General features: G+C 72.2%; 16 protein-coding genes. 10 read left to right on the top strand and 6 right to left on the bottom strand.

What is annotated here, in order from left to right; genetic code table 11:
- Positions 1 to 153: 153 nt before the first annotated feature.
- Positions 154 to 837, top strand: a complete 684-nt coding sequence (locus NHG27_RS11965) for a response regulator transcription factor (protein WP_193718870.1) — start codon at positions 154 to 156, stop codon at positions 835 to 837.
- A gap of 34 nt (positions 838 to 871) precedes the next feature.
- Positions 872 to 2,233 (top strand): sensor histidine kinase, encoded by a 1,362-nt coding sequence (locus tag NHG27_RS11960; RefSeq protein WP_193718869.1) that lies wholly within the window; start codon positions 872 to 874, stop codon positions 2,231 to 2,233.
- 79 nt (positions 2,234 to 2,312) lie between these two features.
- Here NHG27_RS11960 and NHG27_RS11955 read toward each other — a convergent pair whose 3' ends face one another.
- Positions 2,313 to 3,284 (bottom strand): D-glucuronyl C5-epimerase family protein, encoded by a 972-nt coding sequence (locus NHG27_RS11955; RefSeq protein WP_193718868.1) that lies wholly within the window; start codon positions 3,282 to 3,284, stop codon positions 2,313 to 2,315.
- Between the two features lie 86 nt (positions 3,285 to 3,370).
- A complete protein-coding gene (locus NHG27_RS11950) occupies positions 3,371 to 3,904 on the bottom strand; it encodes a GtrA family protein (RefSeq protein WP_193718867.1) in 534 nt (177 codons plus the stop codon).
- Between the two features lie 101 nt (positions 3,905 to 4,005).
- On the opposite strand from NHG27_RS11950, the gene NHG27_RS11945 reads away from it, so the two are divergent.
- Together NHG27_RS11945 and purE are read left to right on the top strand one after the other, a co-directional pair.
- Positions 4,006 to 5,241, top strand: coding sequence for a 5-(carboxyamino)imidazole ribonucleotide synthase (locus NHG27_RS11945; RefSeq protein ID WP_497016436.1), 1,236 nt, complete (start codon positions 4,006 to 4,008; stop codon positions 5,239 to 5,241).
- Positions 5,242 to 5,244: 3 nt separating this feature from the next.
- Positions 5,245 to 5,802: a 5-(carboxyamino)imidazole ribonucleotide mutase gene (purE, locus tag NHG27_RS11940; protein WP_193718865.1), complete on the top strand. Its 558-nt coding sequence runs from the start codon at positions 5,245 to 5,247 to the stop codon at positions 5,800 to 5,802.
- 94 nt (positions 5,803 to 5,896) lie between these two features.
- Here the strand turns inward: purE and NHG27_RS11935 are convergent, their stop codons facing one another.
- From NHG27_RS11935 to NHG27_RS11925, 3 genes are all read right to left on the bottom strand, one after another.
- On the bottom strand, positions 5,897 to 6,796 hold the full coding sequence (locus NHG27_RS11935; RefSeq protein WP_497016435.1) for an LCP family protein: 900 nt from the start codon (positions 6,794 to 6,796) through the stop codon (positions 5,897 to 5,899).
- Between the two features lie 860 nt (positions 6,797 to 7,656).
- Positions 7,657 to 8,025, bottom strand: coding sequence for a DUF2304 domain-containing protein (locus NHG27_RS11930; protein ID WP_193718863.1), 369 nt, complete (start codon positions 8,023 to 8,025; stop codon positions 7,657 to 7,659).
- Between the two features lie 16 nt (positions 8,026 to 8,041).
- Positions 8,042 to 8,776: a glycosyltransferase family 2 protein gene (locus NHG27_RS11925; protein ID WP_193718862.1), complete on the bottom strand. Its 735-nt coding sequence runs from the start codon at positions 8,774 to 8,776 to the stop codon at positions 8,042 to 8,044.
- A gap of 168 nt (positions 8,777 to 8,944) precedes the next feature.
- Between NHG27_RS11925 and NHG27_RS11920 the strand changes: the two genes are divergently transcribed.
- From NHG27_RS11920 to NHG27_RS11895, 6 genes are all read left to right on the top strand, one after another.
- Positions 8,945 to 9,541: an acyltransferase gene (locus NHG27_RS11920; RefSeq protein WP_193718861.1), complete on the top strand. Its 597-nt coding sequence runs from the start codon at positions 8,945 to 8,947 to the stop codon at positions 9,539 to 9,541.
- Complete coding sequence (locus NHG27_RS11915) at positions 9,538 to 10,638, top strand: DegT/DnrJ/EryC1/StrS family aminotransferase (protein ID WP_193718860.1); 1,101 nt, start codon at positions 9,538 to 9,540, stop codon at positions 10,636 to 10,638. The genes NHG27_RS11920 and NHG27_RS11915 overlap by 4 nt, the downstream gene beginning before the upstream one ends.
- Complete coding sequence (locus tag NHG27_RS11910) at positions 10,638 to 11,624, top strand: Gfo/Idh/MocA family protein (RefSeq protein ID WP_193719016.1); 987 nt, start codon at positions 10,638 to 10,640, stop codon at positions 11,622 to 11,624. The genes NHG27_RS11915 and NHG27_RS11910 overlap by 1 nt, the downstream gene beginning before the upstream one ends.
- Complete coding sequence (locus tag NHG27_RS11905) at positions 11,614 to 12,525, top strand: hypothetical protein (protein WP_497016434.1); 912 nt, start codon at positions 11,614 to 11,616, stop codon at positions 12,523 to 12,525. Before NHG27_RS11910 ends, NHG27_RS11905 begins: the two co-directional genes overlap by 11 nt.
- A 136-nt stretch (positions 12,526 to 12,661) precedes the next feature.
- Positions 12,662 to 15,595: an FG-GAP-like repeat-containing protein gene (locus NHG27_RS11900; RefSeq protein WP_497016433.1), complete on the top strand. Its 2,934-nt coding sequence runs from the start codon at positions 12,662 to 12,664 to the stop codon at positions 15,593 to 15,595.
- A 167-nt stretch (positions 15,596 to 15,762) separates the two neighbouring features.
- On the top strand, positions 15,763 to 17,856 hold the full coding sequence (locus tag NHG27_RS11895) for a DUF6541 family protein (RefSeq protein WP_193718857.1): 2,094 nt from the start codon (positions 15,763 to 15,765) through the stop codon (positions 17,854 to 17,856).
- 12 nt (positions 17,857 to 17,868) lie between these two features.
- On the opposite strand, the gene NHG27_RS11890 is transcribed toward NHG27_RS11895, so the two are convergent.
- Positions 17,869 to 19,872: a SpoIID/LytB domain-containing protein gene (locus tag NHG27_RS11890; protein WP_497016432.1), complete on the bottom strand. Its 2,004-nt coding sequence runs from the start codon at positions 19,870 to 19,872 to the stop codon at positions 17,869 to 17,871.
- Between the last annotated feature and the right edge of the window lie 90 nt (positions 19,873 to 19,962).

Below are 19,962 nucleotides of genomic sequence, written 5' to 3'. Positions count from 1 at the left end.
ACCGTGCTCGTGGCACGGGCGGACCGGGGTCAATCGGGCAGACCCGGGCAGAGCGGGTGTGCTTCGCCAGGGGTGTTCATCAGATGTGTCACGTGCGTCCCACAGGGCCCGCCGGATAACGCCAAAGTTCTGCGAATGCCCTAGCATGATCGAATGACCCACGTACTGCTAGCGGAGGACGACCCGGCGATTGCCGAACCTTTGGCGCGTGCGCTGACGCGTGAGGGTTACAACGTGGTCGTGCAAGGAACTGGTCAAGGAGCGATCGACGCCGCGAACGGTGTCGACATCGTCGTGCTCGACCTCGGCCTCCCGGACATGGACGGCCTGGACGTCGCACGTGAGATCCGCAACAAGGGTCTGACCACGCCGGTCCTGGTCCTCACGGCCCGCGCCGACGAGGTCGACCTCGTCGTCGGCCTCGACGCCGGCGCCGACGACTACGTGACCAAGCCCTTCCGGCTGGCCGAGCTCCTCGCCCGGGTCCGGGCGCTGCTGCGTCGCACCCACGGAGACACGGCCGACGAGGAGGAGCTGGTCGCGCAGGACGTCCGTATCGACGTCGCCGCCCACCGCGCCTTCCAGGGGGACCGCGAGCTGCACCTGACGACCAAGGAGTTCGAGCTCCTGCGCGTGCTCATCGCGAGCGCCGGCTCCGTCGTCGTGCGTGACACGCTCATGCGGGACGTGTGGGGGTCCGAGCCCGTCGGCTCCACCAAGACGCTCGACATGCACGTGTCCTGGCTGCGTCGCAAGCTCGGCGACGACGCGAACTCCCCGCGCTACGTCTCGACGGTCAGGGGCCTGGGCTTCCGCTTCGAGACGGGCGAGGGCTGATCGTCCAGCAGGACTAGCGAAGGAGCCCGGGACCGTGCGTCGACGCGTGCTGCAGGCGACGGTCGCGGCCGTCGCCGTCGCGGTCGTGCTCCTGGGCTTCCCGCTCGCGTTCCTCGGGGCGCAGTTCGTGCTCGCGAGCGAGACCGACCGGCTCCAGCAGCGCGTCGACAACCTCGCCCGGAACGTCGACAACCGGCTGTCCCAGGGGGAGCCCGTCCCGCAGTCGATCCTGGACAACGCGTCCGAGGGGCGCCCCGGGGAGCTGCGCGCCTACGTGTTCGTGAGCCTGCCCGACGGCGAGCAGATGACCGCGGGCGAGATCATCACCGGCCGGGCCAACGAGGCCGCCGACCGCACCAGCCAGAACGCGACCGTCGCCATGAGCACGTCGTTCGCGGACAGCTACTGGAACGCGGCTCAGGTCGTCCTGCTCGTCGTGGCCGCCTCCGTGGTCGCCTTCGCGGCGGGCATCGCGATGGCCGTCTGGCAGGCGAACCGGCTCTCCGCGCCCCTCGTCTACCTCGCGGCCTCGGCCGAACAGCTCGGATCGGGGCAGGTCCGTCCACGCCTCGAGCTCTCGGGCGTGGAGGAGATCGACCTCGTGGCCGCCGAGCTCGCCCGCAGCTCCGACCGGCTCGCCGGTCGCCTGGCTGCCGAGCGACAGTTCGCGTCCGACGCCTCGCACCAGCTCCGCACGCCGCTGACGGCCCTGAGCATGCGGCTCGAGGAGATCTCGATGGCCTCCGACGACCCTGACATCCAGGAAGAGGCGCGGATCTCGCTCGAGCAGGTCGAGCGGCTCGTCACGGTCGTCGACGACCTGCTGACCCAGTCGCGGCGCGCGCAGGGCGGGACGACCGAGGCCGTCCGCCTGATCGACGTCGTCCGTCAGCAGGAGGAGGAGTGGGTCCCGACCTTCGCCAAGGCGGGACGTCGGCTCGTGGTCGACGTGCCCGAGGGGTACCAGGTCCTCGCGACGCCCGGTGCCCTCGCGCAGGTCCTCGCGACCCTCATCGAGAACTCGCTCAAGCACGGTGGCGGCACCACGACGGTGCGTGCCCGCCCGAGCGGCACCAGCGGGGCCGTCGCGATCGAGGTCGGGGACGAGGGGGAGGGCGTCTCCGACGAGATGGCCTCACGCGTCTTCGAGCGCGGCGCGACGTCGGGGGCGGGCACCGGGTTGGGGCTGGCGCTCGCGCGGGACCTCGCCGCGGCCGACGGAGGACGGCTCGAGCTGGCGCAGCGGCGCCCACCCGTCTTCGTGCTCTTCCTCGCGGGCGTGCCCCGCACGCTCGACCCGCGGATCGTCCTCCCGACGGGGACGTCGATCTCCTCGTCCGGGGGCCGCAGGCGTCGACGTCGCGGAGGACGCGGCTCGGGCGGCGAACCCCGCTAGCTGGGCTCCGCGGGCCCCTCGGGCTCGCAGGAGTGCGTGCCCGCGCCCGACGGTCGGACGACGGGAGCGGGGGCGACGGTCAGCGCGTCGCCCCGGACGCCGCGTAGTCGCGCCGGAGGGTGTCGGCCAGCTCCAGGAACGCGGCGTCCCCCGTCATCAGCCCGAGCGTGTCCAGCTGGTTGGCGACGCCACGATGGTACGGCTCCGACCGCCACGACGTGTCCTTGCAGTACTGCGCGATGCAGTAGTAGGAGATCGCGTCCTCGAGCCGGAACGCGGAGAACTGTCGGCGGACGGTCGTCACGGCGCCGTCCCACAGCGCCAGCACCTGGTCGTCGTGGTCGACGAAGGTGAGATAGTCGTAGAGGCCCCAGGCCGAGTAGACGTGCCCGTTCACGACCTGGGTCGGCGCGACCGTGCCACGGGCGTCGGGGTACTCCTCGAACCACAGGTCGCCGGCGATCACGTGGGCGAACCACGGACCGTCCCCGGGGCCGTCGGCACGGTAGGTCGCGACGATGCTCGTCGCGGCGTCGCGCCACCGCGTGTCACCGGTCACGCTCCACAGCCGTGAGACGAGGGAGAGCGCCTGGCCCTGCGCCATGCCCGAGTACCAGGGGGCGGTGAGCGTCATCCCCTGGTCGCCGTTCAACGCGTAGTCGAACGGGTAGGGGAACCACCGTGCCCCGGCGATCTCGTCCGACCCGTCGAGCAGGGCCTCCCCGTTCGCGATCGCGCGGCGCAGGTACTCGGGATCGTCGGTCTGCCGGTAGGACTCGACGGCACGGAGCGCATACATCGCCATGGCGACGGGATGGTAGACCGGCTCCGCGAAGCCCTCCCACGGGACGGCGCGGACACCGCGGTCGTCGACGGGCTGGTCAGGGTCGTCGAGGTCGAGGAGCGTCGAGTAGGTGCGGGGGAGGATCTCGTGCGCGGCGTAGGCAGACGTGTGCCATCGCTCCGTGCTGGGCTCGGTGGCGGTCTCCGCCGTGCACCCCGTCAGCGTGACGAGGACGGCGGCCGTGAGAAGGCTCGTTCGCCTGAGCATGTCGCCACCCTAGGCCGGGGTGACGCCGTGGGCGGCGCGACGCACCGGGCACGGCGTGACGGTCGCCGCCGACGACCGCGGTGCGGTCAGACGCCCGTGAAGACGATCCTGCGATAGCTCGCGTAGCGGAAGAGGTTGGCCAGGGCGAGGCCGACGACGTTCGCGGAGATGTTCTCCGCGAACGGCGACGTCAGGCCCAGGACGCTCGTCGTGAAGGCGAGGCACCCGAGCGAGATGGCCATGCCGACGGCGTTCACGAGCAGGAACACGACCAGCTCGCGCGTGCGCCGCGCGGTGCGTCGGTCGGAGAACGTCCAGTAGCGGCTGCCGAGCCACGACACCAGCGTCGACACCGCGACGGCGAACGCCTTTGCCTCGAGAGGGCTCGAGCTGAGCGCCTCCCAGGGGCCGAACCGCAGGAGGTTGAAGACGCCGAGGTCGACGAAGAACGCGATGGTCCCGACGAGGCTGAAGCGGCCGAGCTCAAGCAGGCGCGCGGCGACGCGCGCGCTGCGCGCACCACGAGCAGGGCCGCCGACCGGCGCGCGGACGGCTCGGGTGCCGCGGGCGGTGGACGGCCCGGCGGGCTCGAGCGCGAGCTCGTCGACCTGGCTGGGCATGCTCGGCAGGGTACGCCGTGGACCTGGGAAAGATTGCCAGGAGCAACCGCCGGGTGGGACGCGTCGGCCGACGGCCGGCCGAGCGACTACCCTCGGTACACGTGTCAGCACCAGTGATCGCCGTTGTCGGAGGCGGGCAGCTCGCCCGCATGATGGCCCCTGCGGCCGGTGAGCTCGGGGTGCACCTGCGGGTGCTCGTCGAGGCTCCTGGATCGTCGGCGGCCCAGGTCGTGACCGACGCCCCCGTGGGCGCCGCGGCCGACGAGGCCGCGATCCGTGACCTCATCACCCCCTCGGACGGGCGGGCGCCCGCCGACGTCCTCACGTTCGAGCACGAGCACGTCCCCAACGACCTGCTGACCGACCTCATCGAGCACGGCACCCCGGTGCGGCCCGCGCCGCACGCCCTGGTCCAGGCCCAGGACAAGATCGTGATGCGACGGCGCCTGACCGAGCTCGGTGCTCCCTGCCCGCGCTGGGCCCCCCTGCCGCTCGACCCCGAGCAGGGGCGCGCGACGCTCGCCGCCTTCCTCGACGAGGTCGGCGGCCAGGCGGTCGTCAAGACGTCCCGTGGCGGCTACGACGGCAAGGGCGTCCGCGTCGTGTCCTCGGCCGACGACGCCACGGACTGGCTCGTCGCCGCGGCAGCAGGCGGCCCGCAGCTCCTCGTCGAGGAGAAGGTGCCGTTCACGCGCGAGCTCGCGGTCCTCGTGGCACGTCGGCCCAGCGGTGAGGTCCGCACCTGGCCCGTGGTCGAGTCGATCCAGCGGGACGGCGTGTGCGCCGAGGTCGTCGCCCCCGCCCCGGACCTGAGCGACGACGAGGCCCGGCGGGCGCGCCAGGTCGCGGTCGAGATCGCCGAGGGCCTCGACGTGACGGGCGTGCTGGCCGTCGAGATGTTCGAGCTGCTCGACGGCTCGGCGGACGGACCCCCTGTACGCCGCGTCCTGGTCAACGAGCTGGCGATGCGACCCCACAACTCGGGCCACTGGACCATCGACGGCTCGGTCACGAGCCAGTTCGAGCAGCACCTGCGCGCGGTCCTCGACCTGCCGCTCGGCGACACGTCGCCCACGGCGCCGTGGACCGTCATGGCCAACGTGCTCGGCTCGAGCCTGCCCGCGCTCACCGACGCGCTGCCGGAGGTCCTGGGCGCGTTCCCCGACGCCCGCGTCAACCTGTACGGCAAGGACGTGCGCCCGGGCCGCAAGCTCGCCCACGTGAACGTGAGCGGCCAGGACCTGGGCGAGGTCCGCCGTCGGGCGCTGGGCGCAGCCGCTCTGCTGCGCGGCGAACCCCTCCCCACGGACCCCACCACCGACGAGACGAAGGCCTGAGACATGTCCGAGAACACCGCTGTGGTCGACAACCCCGTCGTGGGGATCGTGATGGGCTCCGACTCCGACTGGCCCGTCATGCAGGAGGCAGCGACCGCGCTGCGCGAGTTCGGCGTGGCCGTCGAGGTCGACGTCGTCTCGGCCCACCGCATGCCGACCGAGATGATCGACTACGGTCGCAGCGCCGCCGAGCGCGGGCTGCGCGTGATCGTCGCGGGCGCCGGGGGAGCCGCGCACCTGCCGGGCATGCTCGCTGCCGTCACGCCGCTGCCGGTCATCGGGGTGCCCGTCCCGCTGCGGTACCTCGACGGCATGGACTCGCTCCTGTCGATCGTCCAGATGCCCGCGGGCGTACCCGTCGCGACCGTCTCGATCGGGGGCGCGCGCAACGCGGGTCTGCTCGCCGCGCGGATCCTCGCCTCCGGCGTGGACGACGGCGCGGTGCGCCTGCGCGAGAAGATGGTCGCCTTCCAGGACGGGCTGAGCGAGCAGGCGCACGCCAAGGGGGCCGCGCTGCGCGCCTCGGTCGCGGGGGAGCGCCGGACCGGGTTCGGGGCCTAGGCGCGCCGCACGGGCGGGCCGCACGGCCGCGCGGCCAGGGGCCACGGCCCGGAAGGGCCCGCCCGCACGGAGCGGGCCCTTCCGGACATGCCTACTACTGCGGTAGCCCGCCGACGACGCCCGCGGGCAGCGTGCCGTCCCGGACGTCGGTCCAGAACGCGGGGCTGAGGTCCGGGTCGAGCTGCACGGTCGAGCCCACACCACCCGGACGGTAGTCCGGGTTGGAGATGGGCGGCGTACCCGTCACACCCTCCGGCCCGTTCGCCTCGCGGAACGCGAGCACCAACCTGCCGAGGTCGACGATCCCGGTCTTCTCGTCGACGACCAACGACGCCAGGCCGGCGTCGAGGAGCGAGACCTGGCTCCAGGGCTGGACCAGCAGGCTCGTGTCGGCAGCCTCCTTGCTCACGGCGCCGATCACCTGCCGCTGACGCTCCGCACGGCCGATGTCGCCCTGGGCGTCCGCGTAGCGCATGCGCGAGAAGGCCAGCGCGGTCTTCCCGTCCGCGACGTGGCAGCCCGCGGTCCAGACGAGCTCGCTCCGGGCGTCGTCCACGTCGTAGTCGAGGCACAGCTCGACGCCACCGACCGCGTCCACGATCCCCGCGACGCCTCCGAACCCGATCTCGACGTAGTGGTCGACCGTCAGACCGGTGAGCCCCTCGACGGTCTGGACGAGCAGCGGCGCCCCGCCCCACGAGTAGGCGGCGTTCAGCTTGGCCGGACCCTTGCCCGGGATCTCCGCGAACGTGTCGCGCGGCAGGCTGATGAGCGACGCGGGCCCGCTGCGTGGCTTGTGGAGGATCATGATCGTGTCGGTACGCGCGCCCTCCGTACCGTCCTCGCTGAAGCCCTCGCCGCGAGCGTCGGAGCCCGCGAGCAGGTAGGTCTGCCCAGGGGTTCCCGCGGCCCCGGACAGGGCGTCGACGTGCTGGATCTTGCCGTTCGCCCACACGAGCAGCCCGATCGGCCACGCGAGGAGGAGGACGAGCACGAGGACCCCTGCCGTGGCGAACAGGCGCCGCTTGCGCACCCGGACGCGGGGCGCCCCGGCGCGAGGAGTCCCGTCGACGGGGCGGCCGGGAGCTCCCTGCGAACCCGGAGCCCGGGGCGGGCGCTGACGCGAGGTGGCAGGGCGAGGCCCCGCCGCCCGGGCGCCGGACGCGGGCCGGACTGCGGCCCCCTGCGCGACGCGGGTGCCCGTGGGGCCGACCTCTCGGACGGACGAGGACCCTCCCGACGGCGCCCGGCGCCCCTGGGCCGGCGGAAGCGACGGTGGTGGTTCGGCGCCGTTCACGGAGCGTCGTGGGGTGCTGTCGCCCGCACCCGTCCGCTGGCGACCGACTCCCCGTGCGGGGATCGCCGACGGCGGCGTCCCCGGACGGGCCTGCGGCGCAGGGTCTCGGCGTGACGACTGACGCCGGATCCGCGGCTCGCCCGCCGGCGGGACCTGGACGTCCGGGGCGATCGGTTCGACGGGCCGACGCCGCGCGGAACCGTTCGAGCCGACCGGGATGGCGTCGTCCGCGCTGGGCGGGCGTTCCGTGCGGCCCGGCTGAGGCGTGAAGCTGGGCGGACGGGTCCGGTCCGACGGGATCTCGTCACGGGACATGATGACCTCAGCCGCCGACCCGTGCGCCGTCGTCGCGGCGCACGTCGACCTGGACCGACCGCGTGTGCAGGCCGGTCTCTGCGGACGGGGAGGGGCAGCTCTGGCGCCACGAGGGCCGCTGACCTGCGGCAGTGCCGGTGGCGGAGAGGGAGGGCCGAGGAGACGTCACGGCTAGAGCCTATTGCGGCACGGGTGAGGACCGGCAAGCGGGCGGAGCGCTTCGGGTGGAGGACTTGTGCAGATCAGGCCGCGGGAGGGGGAGTGTCCTCCGGCTTGGCCACGGACTCGATCCGTGCCTCGGCGAGGCTCAGCTCCCGCGTCAGGAGCGTGATCTTGCGCGAGAGCTGGTTCGCCCGCCGATGGCTCGTCGCGATGTAGCTGACGAACGCGATCACGAGCGCGTAGAGCAGGAGGTCGGTCCCACGGCCGACCCCGATGAGGTTGGCGAGGTACGACAGGGCCTGAGGGAAGACGATGGCGGCGACGGACGCGACCACGAAGCCCGCGAGCAGCAGCCTGCGGATGGCCTGGTGGCGTGCGTCGGCGGTCGACCGCGTGAGGAGGACGGCGACGACGGCGATCGCTGCGAGGAGGATGACCTGAATCAGCATGAGGAGCCCTTCCGGTCTACTTGAAGACCAGGTCGACGAGGATGTTGACGGAGTTCCAGAGCGACTGTCCCTTGCCGCGCGAGTAGTCCGTGTACAGGACGTGGACCGGGTGCTCTCCCCACGGGAGGCCGGTGCGCCCGAGCTGGAGCACGATCTCGCTGGCGTGGGCCATGCGGTCCTGGTGGAGGTCCACCGTGCGCGCCGCGTCGACCCGCAGGACGCGCAGACCGTTGTGGGCGTCCGTGAGCCTCAGTCCCGTGCTGCGGTTGGTGAACCAGACCGCCGTGCGGAGCACGGCCCGCTTGAGCAGCCCCGGCCGCGTCCGGTCGTCGAGGAAGCGTGACCCGAACACGATGGCCAGGTCCTCGGAGCGGGCCCTCTCGACCATCGAGACGGCGTCCTCCACCTGGTGCTGCCCGTCCGCGTCGAACGTCACGACGTAGGCGGCACCGGGCCGGCTCCGCGCGTACTCGATGCCTGTCTGCAGCGCTGCACCCTGGCCGAGGTTCACGGCGTGCCGCAGGACCGTCGCGCCGGCCTCCCGGGCGCGGGCGGCCGACTCGTCCGAGCTGCCGTCGTCGACGCAGACGATGTGCGGGAACGTCCGCAGGGCCGCACGGACGACGTCGCCCACCACCTCGGCCTCGTTGTACAGCGGGACCACGAGCCAGACGTCGTCGAGCGTCCGACGGTCCGGCGAAGGGGCGACGAGGGTCGACTCGGTGAGGCCGGGCGCCTCAGGGGATTCCATGGCACGTATTCTTGCAGGCCGACCTGACCGGTCGATGTCACGACCGTGCGGTGGTGCCCCGGTCGCACCGCCCGGTGACGTCGTGATGCACGCCGTGACCGTGGTCGATGTCACTGTGCGCGCCGTCTAGAGTGTTCCTGGGCTACTGAGATCTCGAAGGGATTTTTCATGACCATTCGCATCGCCCCCAGCGCCGATGTCTCCGACGACGCGAGCATCGGTGAGGGCAGCCAGATCTGGCATCTCGCTCAGGTGCGAGAGGGCGTCAGACTGGGCGAATCATGCGTGGTCGGACGAGGCGCCTACATCGGCACCGGAGTCCAGGTGGGTCGACACTGCAAGATCCAGAACTACGCACTCGTCTATGAGCCGGCGACCCTGGCTGACGGAGTCTTCATCGGCCCGGCCGCAGTCCTCACGAATGACACCTACCCCCGTGCTATCAATCCTGACGGCTCGCTGAAGAGCGCTGACGACTGGCACGCGGTCGGTGTGACGATCGAGAAGGGCGCGTCCATCGGAGCACGTGCCGTCTGCGTGGCGCCTGTGACGGTCGGAGCCTGGGCAACCGTGGCTGCCGGTGCCGTCGTCACCAGAGATGTCCCTCCCCACGCGATCGTCGTCGGTGTGCCGGCGCGGCAGGTGGGGTGGGTCGGGTACGCGGGTCAGCCGCTCGAACGACAGGGGGACCACTGGGTCTGCCCGGTGAACGGCACCCGTTTCGAAGAGCACGAGAACTCCATCAGAGAGGTAGTGGCCCCATGAGCCAGGCGCTTATCCCAGCAGCCAAGCCGATCGTCGGCGACGAGGAGCGAGAGGCGGTCGACCGTGTCCTACGCAGCGGGATGATCGCCCAGGGCCCGGAGGTCGCGGCCTTCGAGAAGGAGTTCGGTGACGTCCTGGTGGGCGGCCGCACCTCGGTCGCCGTGAACTCGGGCACCTCGGGTCTGCACCTCGGGCTCCTGGCTGCGGGAATCGGTCCCGGCGACGAGGTCATCGTCCCGTCCTTCACGTTCGCCGCCACGGCGAACTCGGTCGCGCTCACGGGGGCGACCCCGGTCTTCGCCGACATCGAGCCCGAGTACTTCTGCCTCGCCCCTGACGCCGTCCGGGCCGCGGTGACCGAGCGGACCAAGGCGATCATGCCGGTCCACCTCTACGGCCACCCCGCCGACATGCCGGCGCTCCAGGCGATCGCGGACGAGCACGACCTGCTCCTCTTCGAGGACGCCGCCCAGGCGCACGGGGCCTCGCTCGGCGGGCGCCCCGTCGGCAGCTTCGGCGCGTTCGCGATGTTCAGCCTCTACCCGACCAAGAACATGACGTCGGGCGAGGGCGGCATGGTCTCGTGCGCGACCGACGAGATCGCGCGCAACGTCCGCCTGCTGCGCAACCAGGGCATGGAGAAGCAGTACGCCAACGAGGTCGTGGGCTTCAACGCCCGCATGACCGACGTCCACGCGGCGATCGGTCGCGTGCAGCTCACCAAGGTCGGTGGCTGGACCGCTGACCGCCAGCGCAACGCGGCCTTCCTCGACGCGCACCTCGAGGGGGTCGTCACCCCGCGCGTCGCCGACGGCGCCGTGCACGTCTACCACCAGTACACGATCCGCGTCTCCGAGGACCGTGACCGGGTCGTGACCGCTCTGCGCGAGGAGCACGGCGTGGGGTCGGGGGTCTACTACCCGATCCCGAACCACCGTCTCGAGAGCCTCAAGCACTTCGCTCCGGGCCTGGAGCTCGCGGAGACCGAGAAGGCCGCGGCAGAGGTCATCTCGCTGCCCGTGCACCCGTCGCTGTCGGCCGAGGACCTCGACCGCATCGTGACCGGCGTCAACGCCGTCGTCAAGGCAGGTGCATGATGGCGAACCTCAGGGCCGGACTCATCGGCATCGGAGCGATGGGGCGCCACCACGCACGCGTGCTGCGTGAGCTCCCCGGCGTGGACCTCGTCGCGATCGCGGACCCGGGCGGCGACCCGTACGGCGTCGCGGGTGACCTCGAGCTCCTGCGCACCGTCGACGAGCTGATCGCCGCACGGATCGACATCGCGGTCGTCGCGGTGCCGACACGGCTCCACGAGGAGGTCGGGCTCGCGCTCGCCGCCGCAGGGGTCCACACCATGGTCGAGAAGCCCATCGCCGAGAACGGCGAGGCGGGCGCGCGCGTCGCGCAGGCGTTCAAGGACGCCGGTCTCGTGGGGTGCGTCGGACACATCGAGCGTTTCAACCCTGCGCTGCAGGAGATGCGTCGGCGCATGGAGGCCGGCGAGCTCGGTGAGGTCTACCAGATCGCTACCCGTCGCCAGGGCCCGTTCCCGGCGCGCATCGCCGACGTCGGCGTGGTCAAGGACCTCGGGACCCACGACATCGACCTGACCGCGTGGGTGGCGCAGAGCCCGTACCAGTCGATCACGGCGAAGACGGCTCACCGGAGCGGCCGCCCGCACGAGGACATGGTCCTCGCGACGGGACAGCTGCAGAACGGCGTGATCGTCAACCACATCGTGAACTGGCTCTCTCCCATGAAGGAGCGGCTCACGATGGTGACCGGCGAGCGCGGGGCCTACGTCGCGGACACCGCGAGCGCCGACCTGACGTTCTACGCCAACGGTGTCATCCCGACCGAGTGGGAGTCGATCACCGCGTTCCGCGGTGTCTCCGAGGGCGACATCGTCCGCTACGCGATCGCCAAGCGTGAGCCGCTGCGTGTCGAGCACGAGGCGTTCCGCGACGCGGTGCTCGGGGTCAGCGACGACGTGGTCACGATGGAGGAGGGGCTGCGGACGCTGAGGGTGGCCGAAGCAGTCCTCGACTCGGCGGCACGTGGCGTCACGGTTGAGCTCTGACGTCCTGAGCGAGGGGCACCCGGCGCGTCGTGCGCTGGTGCCCCTCGCTGTCGTCGTCACGGCAGGGGCACAGCTCGTCCGGCTCCTGGCCGCCCAGGACTCCGGTGCGGTGGTCCTGCCGACGTCGACCTTCGTGATCGTCGCGCTGTCGGTCTGTCTCGTCTGGCCCGTCGGGCAGTGGTTCGTCCTGCGGCGACTCCTCGGGGACGACCCCTGGAGCCAGGCGTGGGCGACGCTCGCGGTCCTCGCGGTCGGTTGGTACCCCTGGCTGACCCTGACGACCCTGCCGCCGCGGGACGTCGTGGCCGTCTCCTTCCTGCCCGTGGCCGTCGGGCTGTTCCTCGACGGTCGGACCCGTCGTGGTGCCCGACGCGTCGTGGAGCTGGTCGCGGGACCTGCCCTGGCCGTGGCCGTCGCGGTCGTGCTGTCCGGCGTGGCGTCGCGTGCTCCTGGCCCGGCGACGCCCGAGACCCCTGCACAGGCGGCCGGCGAGGTCCTGCTCGGTACCGCGCTGCGGCTGCCCCCGGCCTGGCTCGGTGGTGCGCTGGTCGTGTGCGGGGTGGTCTGGTTGGTCCTCGGGCGACGGTGGCTGGTCCTGCCCGCCGTCCACGTCGTGCTCGGCGTGCTCTACGTCCTCGCGTCGTCCCCCTGGATCCCGTACCTGGGATACGCCGCGTGGACGTCGCTGCCGCCCGCCACCGTGTTCGTGGCGTGCCTCGGTGTGAGCGGTTCGCTGCTCGCCGGGGCCGGGGCGGCGTCTCTGCTCGCGCTGGCGCGCGGCATGCGTCTCGGCCGGTGGCCGATGGTGCTGCTCGCCGTCGTGGCGCTGGGGATGGCGGTGATGTCCGACACGGGCCTCGTCGCCGGACTCGTCTCCGGGGTCGTCGCCGTCACCACCTGACTCTTCGTCGGGAACGTCCGAATGGTCGCGACGCGCCCGGGGGACCGTGAGGGCTGTCGTCGCCCCGACGCACATAGGGCCACGTATGGTCGGTGAGCGGAGTGCGCGCCAAGACGTGAGACGAGGGGCGACAGGCATGAGGAATCGACGCGACAGAAGAGGGCTGGCGTTCGGGACGGTGCTCGTGCTGAGCAGCGTCGCTGCGGTCGCGCCCGTCCAGGCGACCGAGCAGGGCGTCGGCACGGCGGTCACGGTGGACGACGACACGGGCGTCGCCGCGGCCGAGGCGACGTTCACCCTGGAGGAGGACCCCGCGCTGGCCGACGAGATCGCCGACCAGGCGGCCTCGAGCTCGGACCCGCTGGTCGACGAGAGCACGCCCCAGGCTGTGCCACCGGCGGCTGCAGCGCCCGGAGCGCGGGCTCTGGCCGTCCAGGACGCCCTGCTGTCAGCCGCTGGTCCGGGTGCGGGCTACGCGACGGTCGGGGTCACCTGGGACGCAGGGACGGCACCGGACGGGGTCGACGTCGCGGTCCGTACCCGCGAGGGCGAGACGTGGAGCGACTGGGTCCCGCTCGAGCTCGAGGGCCTGAGCGCGCCCGGTGACCCCGCGCCGTCCGGCCCGACGGACGGGCCCGCACCGCGCGACGGCACCGAGCCCCTGCTCGTCGGCGTCGTCGACGAGGTCCAGGCGGTCGTCCGTGGGGTGGGTGACGACCTCCCGGTCAACCCCGAGCTGGTCATCATCGATCCTGGGAGCGACACCACCTCCGGGGCGCCGGATGCGTCCGCGGCCGGTGGGACGGCCGACGGTACGGCCGACGTCGACGACCTCGGCGGCGTCCAGCTCGTCGCGAACCGTCCGACGACGGGGGTCCCCGAGGCCGGCGCGGTCTCCTCGCTCGACGCGTCCGCGCTGTCCGTCGCGTCCGCGGTGGACCTCGCCGAGCCGACGACCGCGTTGTCGGCGACGGCTGCGCTCCCCTCAGCGGTGAGCGCCCCCGTCCCGGCGATCCGGTCGCGCGCTCAGTGGGGTGCCGACGAGTCGCTCATGAAGTGGACGCCCCAGATCGGCGTCGTCAAGGGAGCCGTGATCCACCACACCGCCGGGTCGAACAACTACACGGCTGCGAACGTGCCCTCGATCCTGCGGGGCATCTACACCTACCACGCGTCGTCGCGCGGTTGGGGGGACATCGGGTACAACTTCCTGGTCGACAAGTTCGGCGGGATCTGGGAGGGCCGCAGCGGCGGGATCGACCGGGCGGTGATCGGGGCGCACGCCGTGGGCTTCAACTCCGAGCTCTTCGGAGTCTCGGTGCTCGGGAACTACCAGGAGGTCGCGGTCCCGCAGGCGGCCGTCAACTCGGTGAGCCGGGTCGTCGCCTGGAAGCTCGCCCTCCACGGGGTCCGTCCCGACGGGACCGCGGTGGTCGGTGGCGTCCGGCGCCCGGTCGTCGTGGGGCACCGCGACGTCGGTCAGACGAGCTGCCCGGGGGCGTACCTCTACCCGCTGCTCGGGAGCATCCGTGCCTCGGCGACGTCGCTCCAGGGGACCGTGCTCGACCGCGGCCCGACGCACGACCTGACCGGAGGCTCGGCACCGGACCTCGTGCTGCGCGGAGCGGCCGGCGTGTCGCTCGGTACCGCGAGCGCCTCGGGGTGGCGCCCCGCCGCGCTCGTCGGCAGCGGGTGGACCGGCCCCAAGACCATCGCGCCCGGTGACTGGGACGGTGACAAGGTGCCCGACCTCATGCTGCTCGGCACGGACGGCCGGCTCTGGCTGTACCCCGGGACCGCCGCCGGGGGCTGGGGTGCCAAGCGGGTGATCGGCACCGGCTGGCAGACGATGAACCTGATCATCGGGGGGCACGACTGGAACGGCGACGGGAGGCCCGACCTGCTGGCCAGGCAGGCCCGCGACGGTTCGCTCTGGCTCTACCCGTCGGCAGGCCAGGGGCGGTTCGGCGCGGCACGGAAGATCGGCGTCGGGTGGAACGGCATGACGTCCCTCTCGATGGCGGGTGACCTGCGCGACGGACGCCCGGCGCTGGCCGCGAGGGGCGCGGACGGCGTCCTCCGCACCTACGTCGGCGACGGCAAGGGAGGGTTCTCGGGCAAGGTGCTCACGCTGGGTACCGGGTGGAACGCCATGACGGCGATCATCGGAGCAGGAGACCTCAACGGCGACGGGAACGCGGACCTCGCCGTGCGGGACTCGGCCGGCAACCTGTGGACCTACGCGGGGGACGGAGCGGGGGGCTACCTGGGTCGGTCGCGCATCGGCACGGGGTGGCAGGGGTTCACCGCTGTCCTGGCCGCCGGGCGTGCTGGACCCGGGCAGGACTTCTACGCGATCGCGGCCGGTGGTGCTCTCTACCGGTACGTCTACCAGGGGAGCGGGGCCATCGACCGGACGGTCGCGACGGGGATCTCCTCGTCCGGCGTCGCCGAGGCGATCGCACCCGGGGACTGGAACGGCGACGGGCGCCCCGACCTGCTGACGAGACGGACCAACGGAGCCCTCTACCTCCACGCAGGGCTGTCGGGGGGCGGGTTCGACAAGGCGGGGCGGCAGATCGGCACCGGCTGGAACGTGATGAGCCAGGTCGTCGCCGCCGGTGACTGGCTCGGGACGGGCGTGCCCGGCCTGGTCGCGCTCAACCGGTCGACGGGTCGCATCTGGTTGTACCCGGGAGACGGCAGGGGAGGGTTCGGCGTGCCGCTCCAGCTCGCGTCGGGTGCCTCCTCGGTCGACATGATCGTCAGCGTCGGCCAGTGGGCCGGAGCGATGGCACCGGACCTCGTCACGCGCGAACGGGGGACGGGACGGCTGCACCTGCGTCGGGGGAACGGGGGAGCGACCCTCGGGGCGCCGACACTGATCGGTACGGGGTGGGCCTCGTTCTCGGCGATCGTCGGCTCGGGTGACGCGGACGGCGACGGGAAGCCAGACATCCTCGCGGTGGGCGCCGACCAGAAGGTCTACCTCTACCCGGGGAACGGTGCGTCGGGGTTCCTGTCGTCCCGTGTCTTCGGGAGCGTACCCGCAGGGACCACGGCCTCCTGACGGCCTCTGGGGGACCGTCGACGGGACGGGTCGTCCGCAGCCTCCGCGCTGCCGGACGGCCCGTCCCGTCGTGCTCGTGCGGTCGGGCGGACCGCGTAGGGTCGTTCACTGCACGGAGCCGCAGAGGGCTCTGACGTCCGAAGGCTGGTGGAACGCTGGTGAACGTGATGGAACTGATCCCTGGGCTCGCGCTGATCCTGGCGCTCTGGTGGGGGCCAGGACTCCTGGTCGGGGCCGCCCTCGGCCTCGGCTGGCGCGCGCTCGTCGGGGTCGCACCACTCATCAGCGTCGGGGTGCTGACTGCCGTCGGCGTCTGGTCCGGGGTCGTCGGGCTGCCGTGGAACCTCGCCCGGGCCTCGGTCGCCGTCGTCGTCCTCGCGGCGATCACGCTGGCAGTGCGTCTCCTTCTCGAACGACGTCGGCGCTCGACGCCGGCCGTCGCAGACCGGGCAGACCCCGCCGCGGGGTCGGGGACGACGGGCGTCGAACCAGGGGACGGCACACCGCGCCTCGAAGGAAGGGCGCTCGCCGTCGTCGCGGTCGGCGTCCTCCTGGGGGTCGTGGTCGGCGCCGTGATCTGGTGGCGGGGCACCGACGGCCTGGTCCTCATGAACCAGGACTGGGACATCCCGTGGCACGCCAACATGATCCGCCTGATCGCGGAGGCCGAGGAGTGGACGACCTCCCTCGCGGGGAACTTCGCGTACTACGACACCGTCGTCGAGGACGCACCGATCAGGAACTACCCGATCGCCTTCCACGCCATCGCGGCGCTCGCCTGGCCCGGCTCGGGACTCGCCGTGCCGCAGTTCCTGGGGCTGTTCCAGATGATGATCGTGGCGGTGCAGCTCCCGTTGTCCGCGGCAGCGCTGACCTGGCACCTGACGCGCCGCAGCGGGGCGACCGCGCTCGCCGCGCTGGCGGCCACCATGCTCAGCTCCTTCCCCTACGACCTGCTGTTCCGCGGGCCGCTGATCCCTCTCGTCGCGGGCCTGGCGCTGCTCGGCCCGTTCGTCGTCGCGGCGGCCCGGTCCGACCAGCACCTCGCGTGGCGCTGGCGGCTCGTGGCGGGTATCGGCGCCGTCGGGCTGTTCGGGGCCCACGCCAGCATCGCGGTCGTCGCGGTCGTCGTGCTCGTCGCGTGGTTCGCCCTGGCGGTCCCGGCAACACCCCGGGCCTTCGCCCGGCGTGGCCTGGGGCTCGTGACGATCGGGGTGATCGCCGCGGTGCTCGCAGGTCCCCTCGTCCTGGAGATGCTGCGGGAGTCCGGTCGGGTGTCGGAGATCACCTGGCCCGCGTACGAGACGGTGCCGCAGGCGTTCGGGGAGGTCCTGTTCCTCTCGCACGGGAACACGATGGCGCAGTGGGGCTGGGCGATCCTGCTCGTCGTGGGGTGCTTCGCGATGCTCAGGTCCGCCCGCGTGCGCTGGTACCTGTTCGCCTTCCTCGTCGCGGTCGCGGTCGCGGCCATGACCGCCGGGTCGGACGGGGAGCTCATCACCTCGTTGACCGCCTTCGTCTACAACGACTCGTGGCGACTCGTCGGGTTCGCCACGCTCCTCGCCGTGCCCGTGATCGGGATGGGCGGTCAGCGGGTCGCGGACGCCGTGGTGCAGGCGTGGCGTGGGACCAGGTTCCGAAGGGTGGGCGTCGTCGCGTCGGCGGTCCTGGCAGCCCTCCTGCTGAGCCTCGTGGTGCGCGCCGACGTCGCGCGCAACGTCTGGACCCTGCAGCGCGGCTACCGGGAAGGAAGCACCGTGACGGCGGCCGAGCGGCAGATGATGGAGTCCTTGACGGCGATCGTGCCGCCCGAGGGACAGGTGCTCAACGACGCGTGCGACGGTTCGGTCTGGATGTTCGCCCTCGCCGACCGGATGCCCATGATCCGGCACTTCGAGATCGTCCCGACGGACCGTCAGCTCCTGCTGCTCAACCGTTTCAACCAGTTCGACACCGACCCCGAGGTGCAGCAGGCCGCGGCCGAGCTGGGCATCACCCACGTCTACGTGAGCGACGGACGGGTCAGGGGCTATCTCCCTCGTCCGGCGGGCCTCGAGGACCTCGACCAGGTCGAGGCCCTCGAGAAGGTCGCCGAGAACGAGGTGGCGCGGGTCTACGAGATCGACTGGGACCGCGTCCCCGGCAGCGAGACGCTGCTCGCCGAGGCCGCGGCGTCCCAGGAGAGACGCCCCGGCGTGCCCGGCATCTGGCAGTCGCTCGACCCTGCACCCCTCGAGGACCAGAACGCCGTGTGCATCTGAGCCGGGTGCGCGTCAGAAGATGCGTTCGATCGAGCTCCATCCCGTGCCGACCTGGCGACGCGCCTGGAACGAGCTTCCCGACCACGGGTAGAGGTACATCCTGCCCGTGCTGTCCGACGCGAGCAGGTCCGGGACGCCGTCGCCGTCCCAGTCGTCGACCGGGAGGAGCAGGCGCATCCCGCTCCAGCCGTTGCCGATGCGGACCGGGCTGAAGCCGCCGGTGCCGTTGCCGCGGTAGAGGAGGAGGTCTCCGGTCTGCGACCGGGCCAGGAGGTCCGCCGTGCCGTCACCGTTCCAGTCGCCCGCGCCGAGGACCGCGGTCATGCTCGACCAGCCCGGCCCGACGAAGCGTCTCGCCCCGAACCCGCCCGTGCCGTTCCCGGGGTACAGCCACATGGACCCGGAGGTGTCGATCGCCAGGAGGTCTGCGTCGCCGTCGCGGTCGACGTCCCCCGGAGCCAGGATCGTCGACATGGAGCTCCACCCCGGGCCGACGACGGAGCGAGGGCCGAAACGGCCTGCGCCGTCGGAGGGGTACCGGTACAGGGTCCCCTGAGCGCTGACCGCGAGGACGTCCGGGTTGCCGCTGCCCGTGAGGTCGCCGGCGCGGATCACGAGGCGCATGCCGGACCAGCCCGACCCCACGGTCGTCTGCCGGAGGAACCCGCCCGTCCCGTTGCCCTCGTAGGCCCGCAGGCCGCCGCCGGGGATCTGGGCGAGGAGGTCGGGGCGTCCGTCGGCGGTGAAGTCGGAGTCGATCCGTGACGACGCGGTGAGCTTCCACCAGTCGCTCCGCAGACCCAGGGCAGATCGGAAGGCGGACCCCGTGACCGTCGTCGAGCCCGTCGACCCTGCGACGACGACGCGCTCGACACGCCCGCCCCACTCGCCGTTCCCCGTGCGTGACTGGACCGTGATGCTCCGCACCGTGCCGACCGACGGGAACGCCGAGCGCAGCTGGGCAGCAGTGAGCTTCACCGACCACCGGTGCACGGGGTTGCCCGTACCGTCCCACGGGTCGGCTCGTGCGACGAGGTAGGGCTGGCTCCCGGCGGCGGTCCAGCCACCGTTCGACGCGCTGAACTGCGTGAAGGCGGGACGCCCGCCGGAGTGGCGGACCTGGTTGGCCGTCGACGTGATCGCTGCGTCGGTCGTCGCGGCCTCGTGCAGCGCCGTCTGGACGCCGGCGGAGGTGAACGACTTGTGCCCGGCGTAGACCTGGCACTGGGTCGTGTCGCAGGTGTGCCAGGCGGCCCCGGGAGCCTGCGCCCGCTCGAAGGACGCGTAGGTCCGGGCGGCGACGCTCTGGGCGCGCAGCGCGTCCGCGGGCCAGGACGACGGCGACTCCGCCGGGACCACGGAACGCAGGTAGTCGTCCATGCGCACCTCGTTGACGGTCCTGATCCGCGGTGAGGCGCCGTCGATCACCGCCCGGACCGTTCCCCGGTAGTCCTTCTGCGTCCCGGTCGGCCCGATGAGGCGGATGAACCCGGACGGGGCCGCGATGCTCAGGAAGCCGGGCGAGGCCCCCTGCGACCATCTCTTCCAGGAGCCCCCGACGAGCCCGTCGAGGTACAGCCCGGACCCGCTGCGGGTGATGCGCCACTGGGTCACCGTCTGACCCGGGAAGCCGATCGGGGTGTTGCGGTTGACGCTGTCCGAGGCCGTCATGCCCGGGACCGCGAGGATCCTGACGTCGTTGTCCGAGTCCGCCGAGATCAGCACACGGATCGGTTCGTCGGCCTGGGCCACGGAGGTGGTCCCCGGGTAGTAGAAGTCGAGGATCTGCTGGTACCCCACCCCCTGGCTGGCCGCGGCACGGGCTCCGTACTGCGACATGCCCCGCCCGTGGCCGTACCCGCGCCCGGCGATCGTGATCGTCCCGGTGCCGGGGAGGGTGACGCGCTCGACCGTCGACACGGGTGCGGCCGTCGCCTGCGGGGCATGGCCCACCGCCAGCGTGAGCGCCAGGGTGAGGCACGTCGCCACTGCGGGCAGACGGGGTATCGATATCATGCGAGACTCCTCGATTCGGTCCGACTTCAGGCTACGTCGGTGCTTGGACGACCGCAGGGAACGAGTACTCTTGCCCGGGCGTTGCGCACG

The sequence above is a fragment of the Oerskovia sp. 140933 genome, from assembly GCF_059651515.1.
Note: the sequence above shows the minus strand (reverse complement) of the source record. Positions and strands in the feature narration are given on the sequence as shown.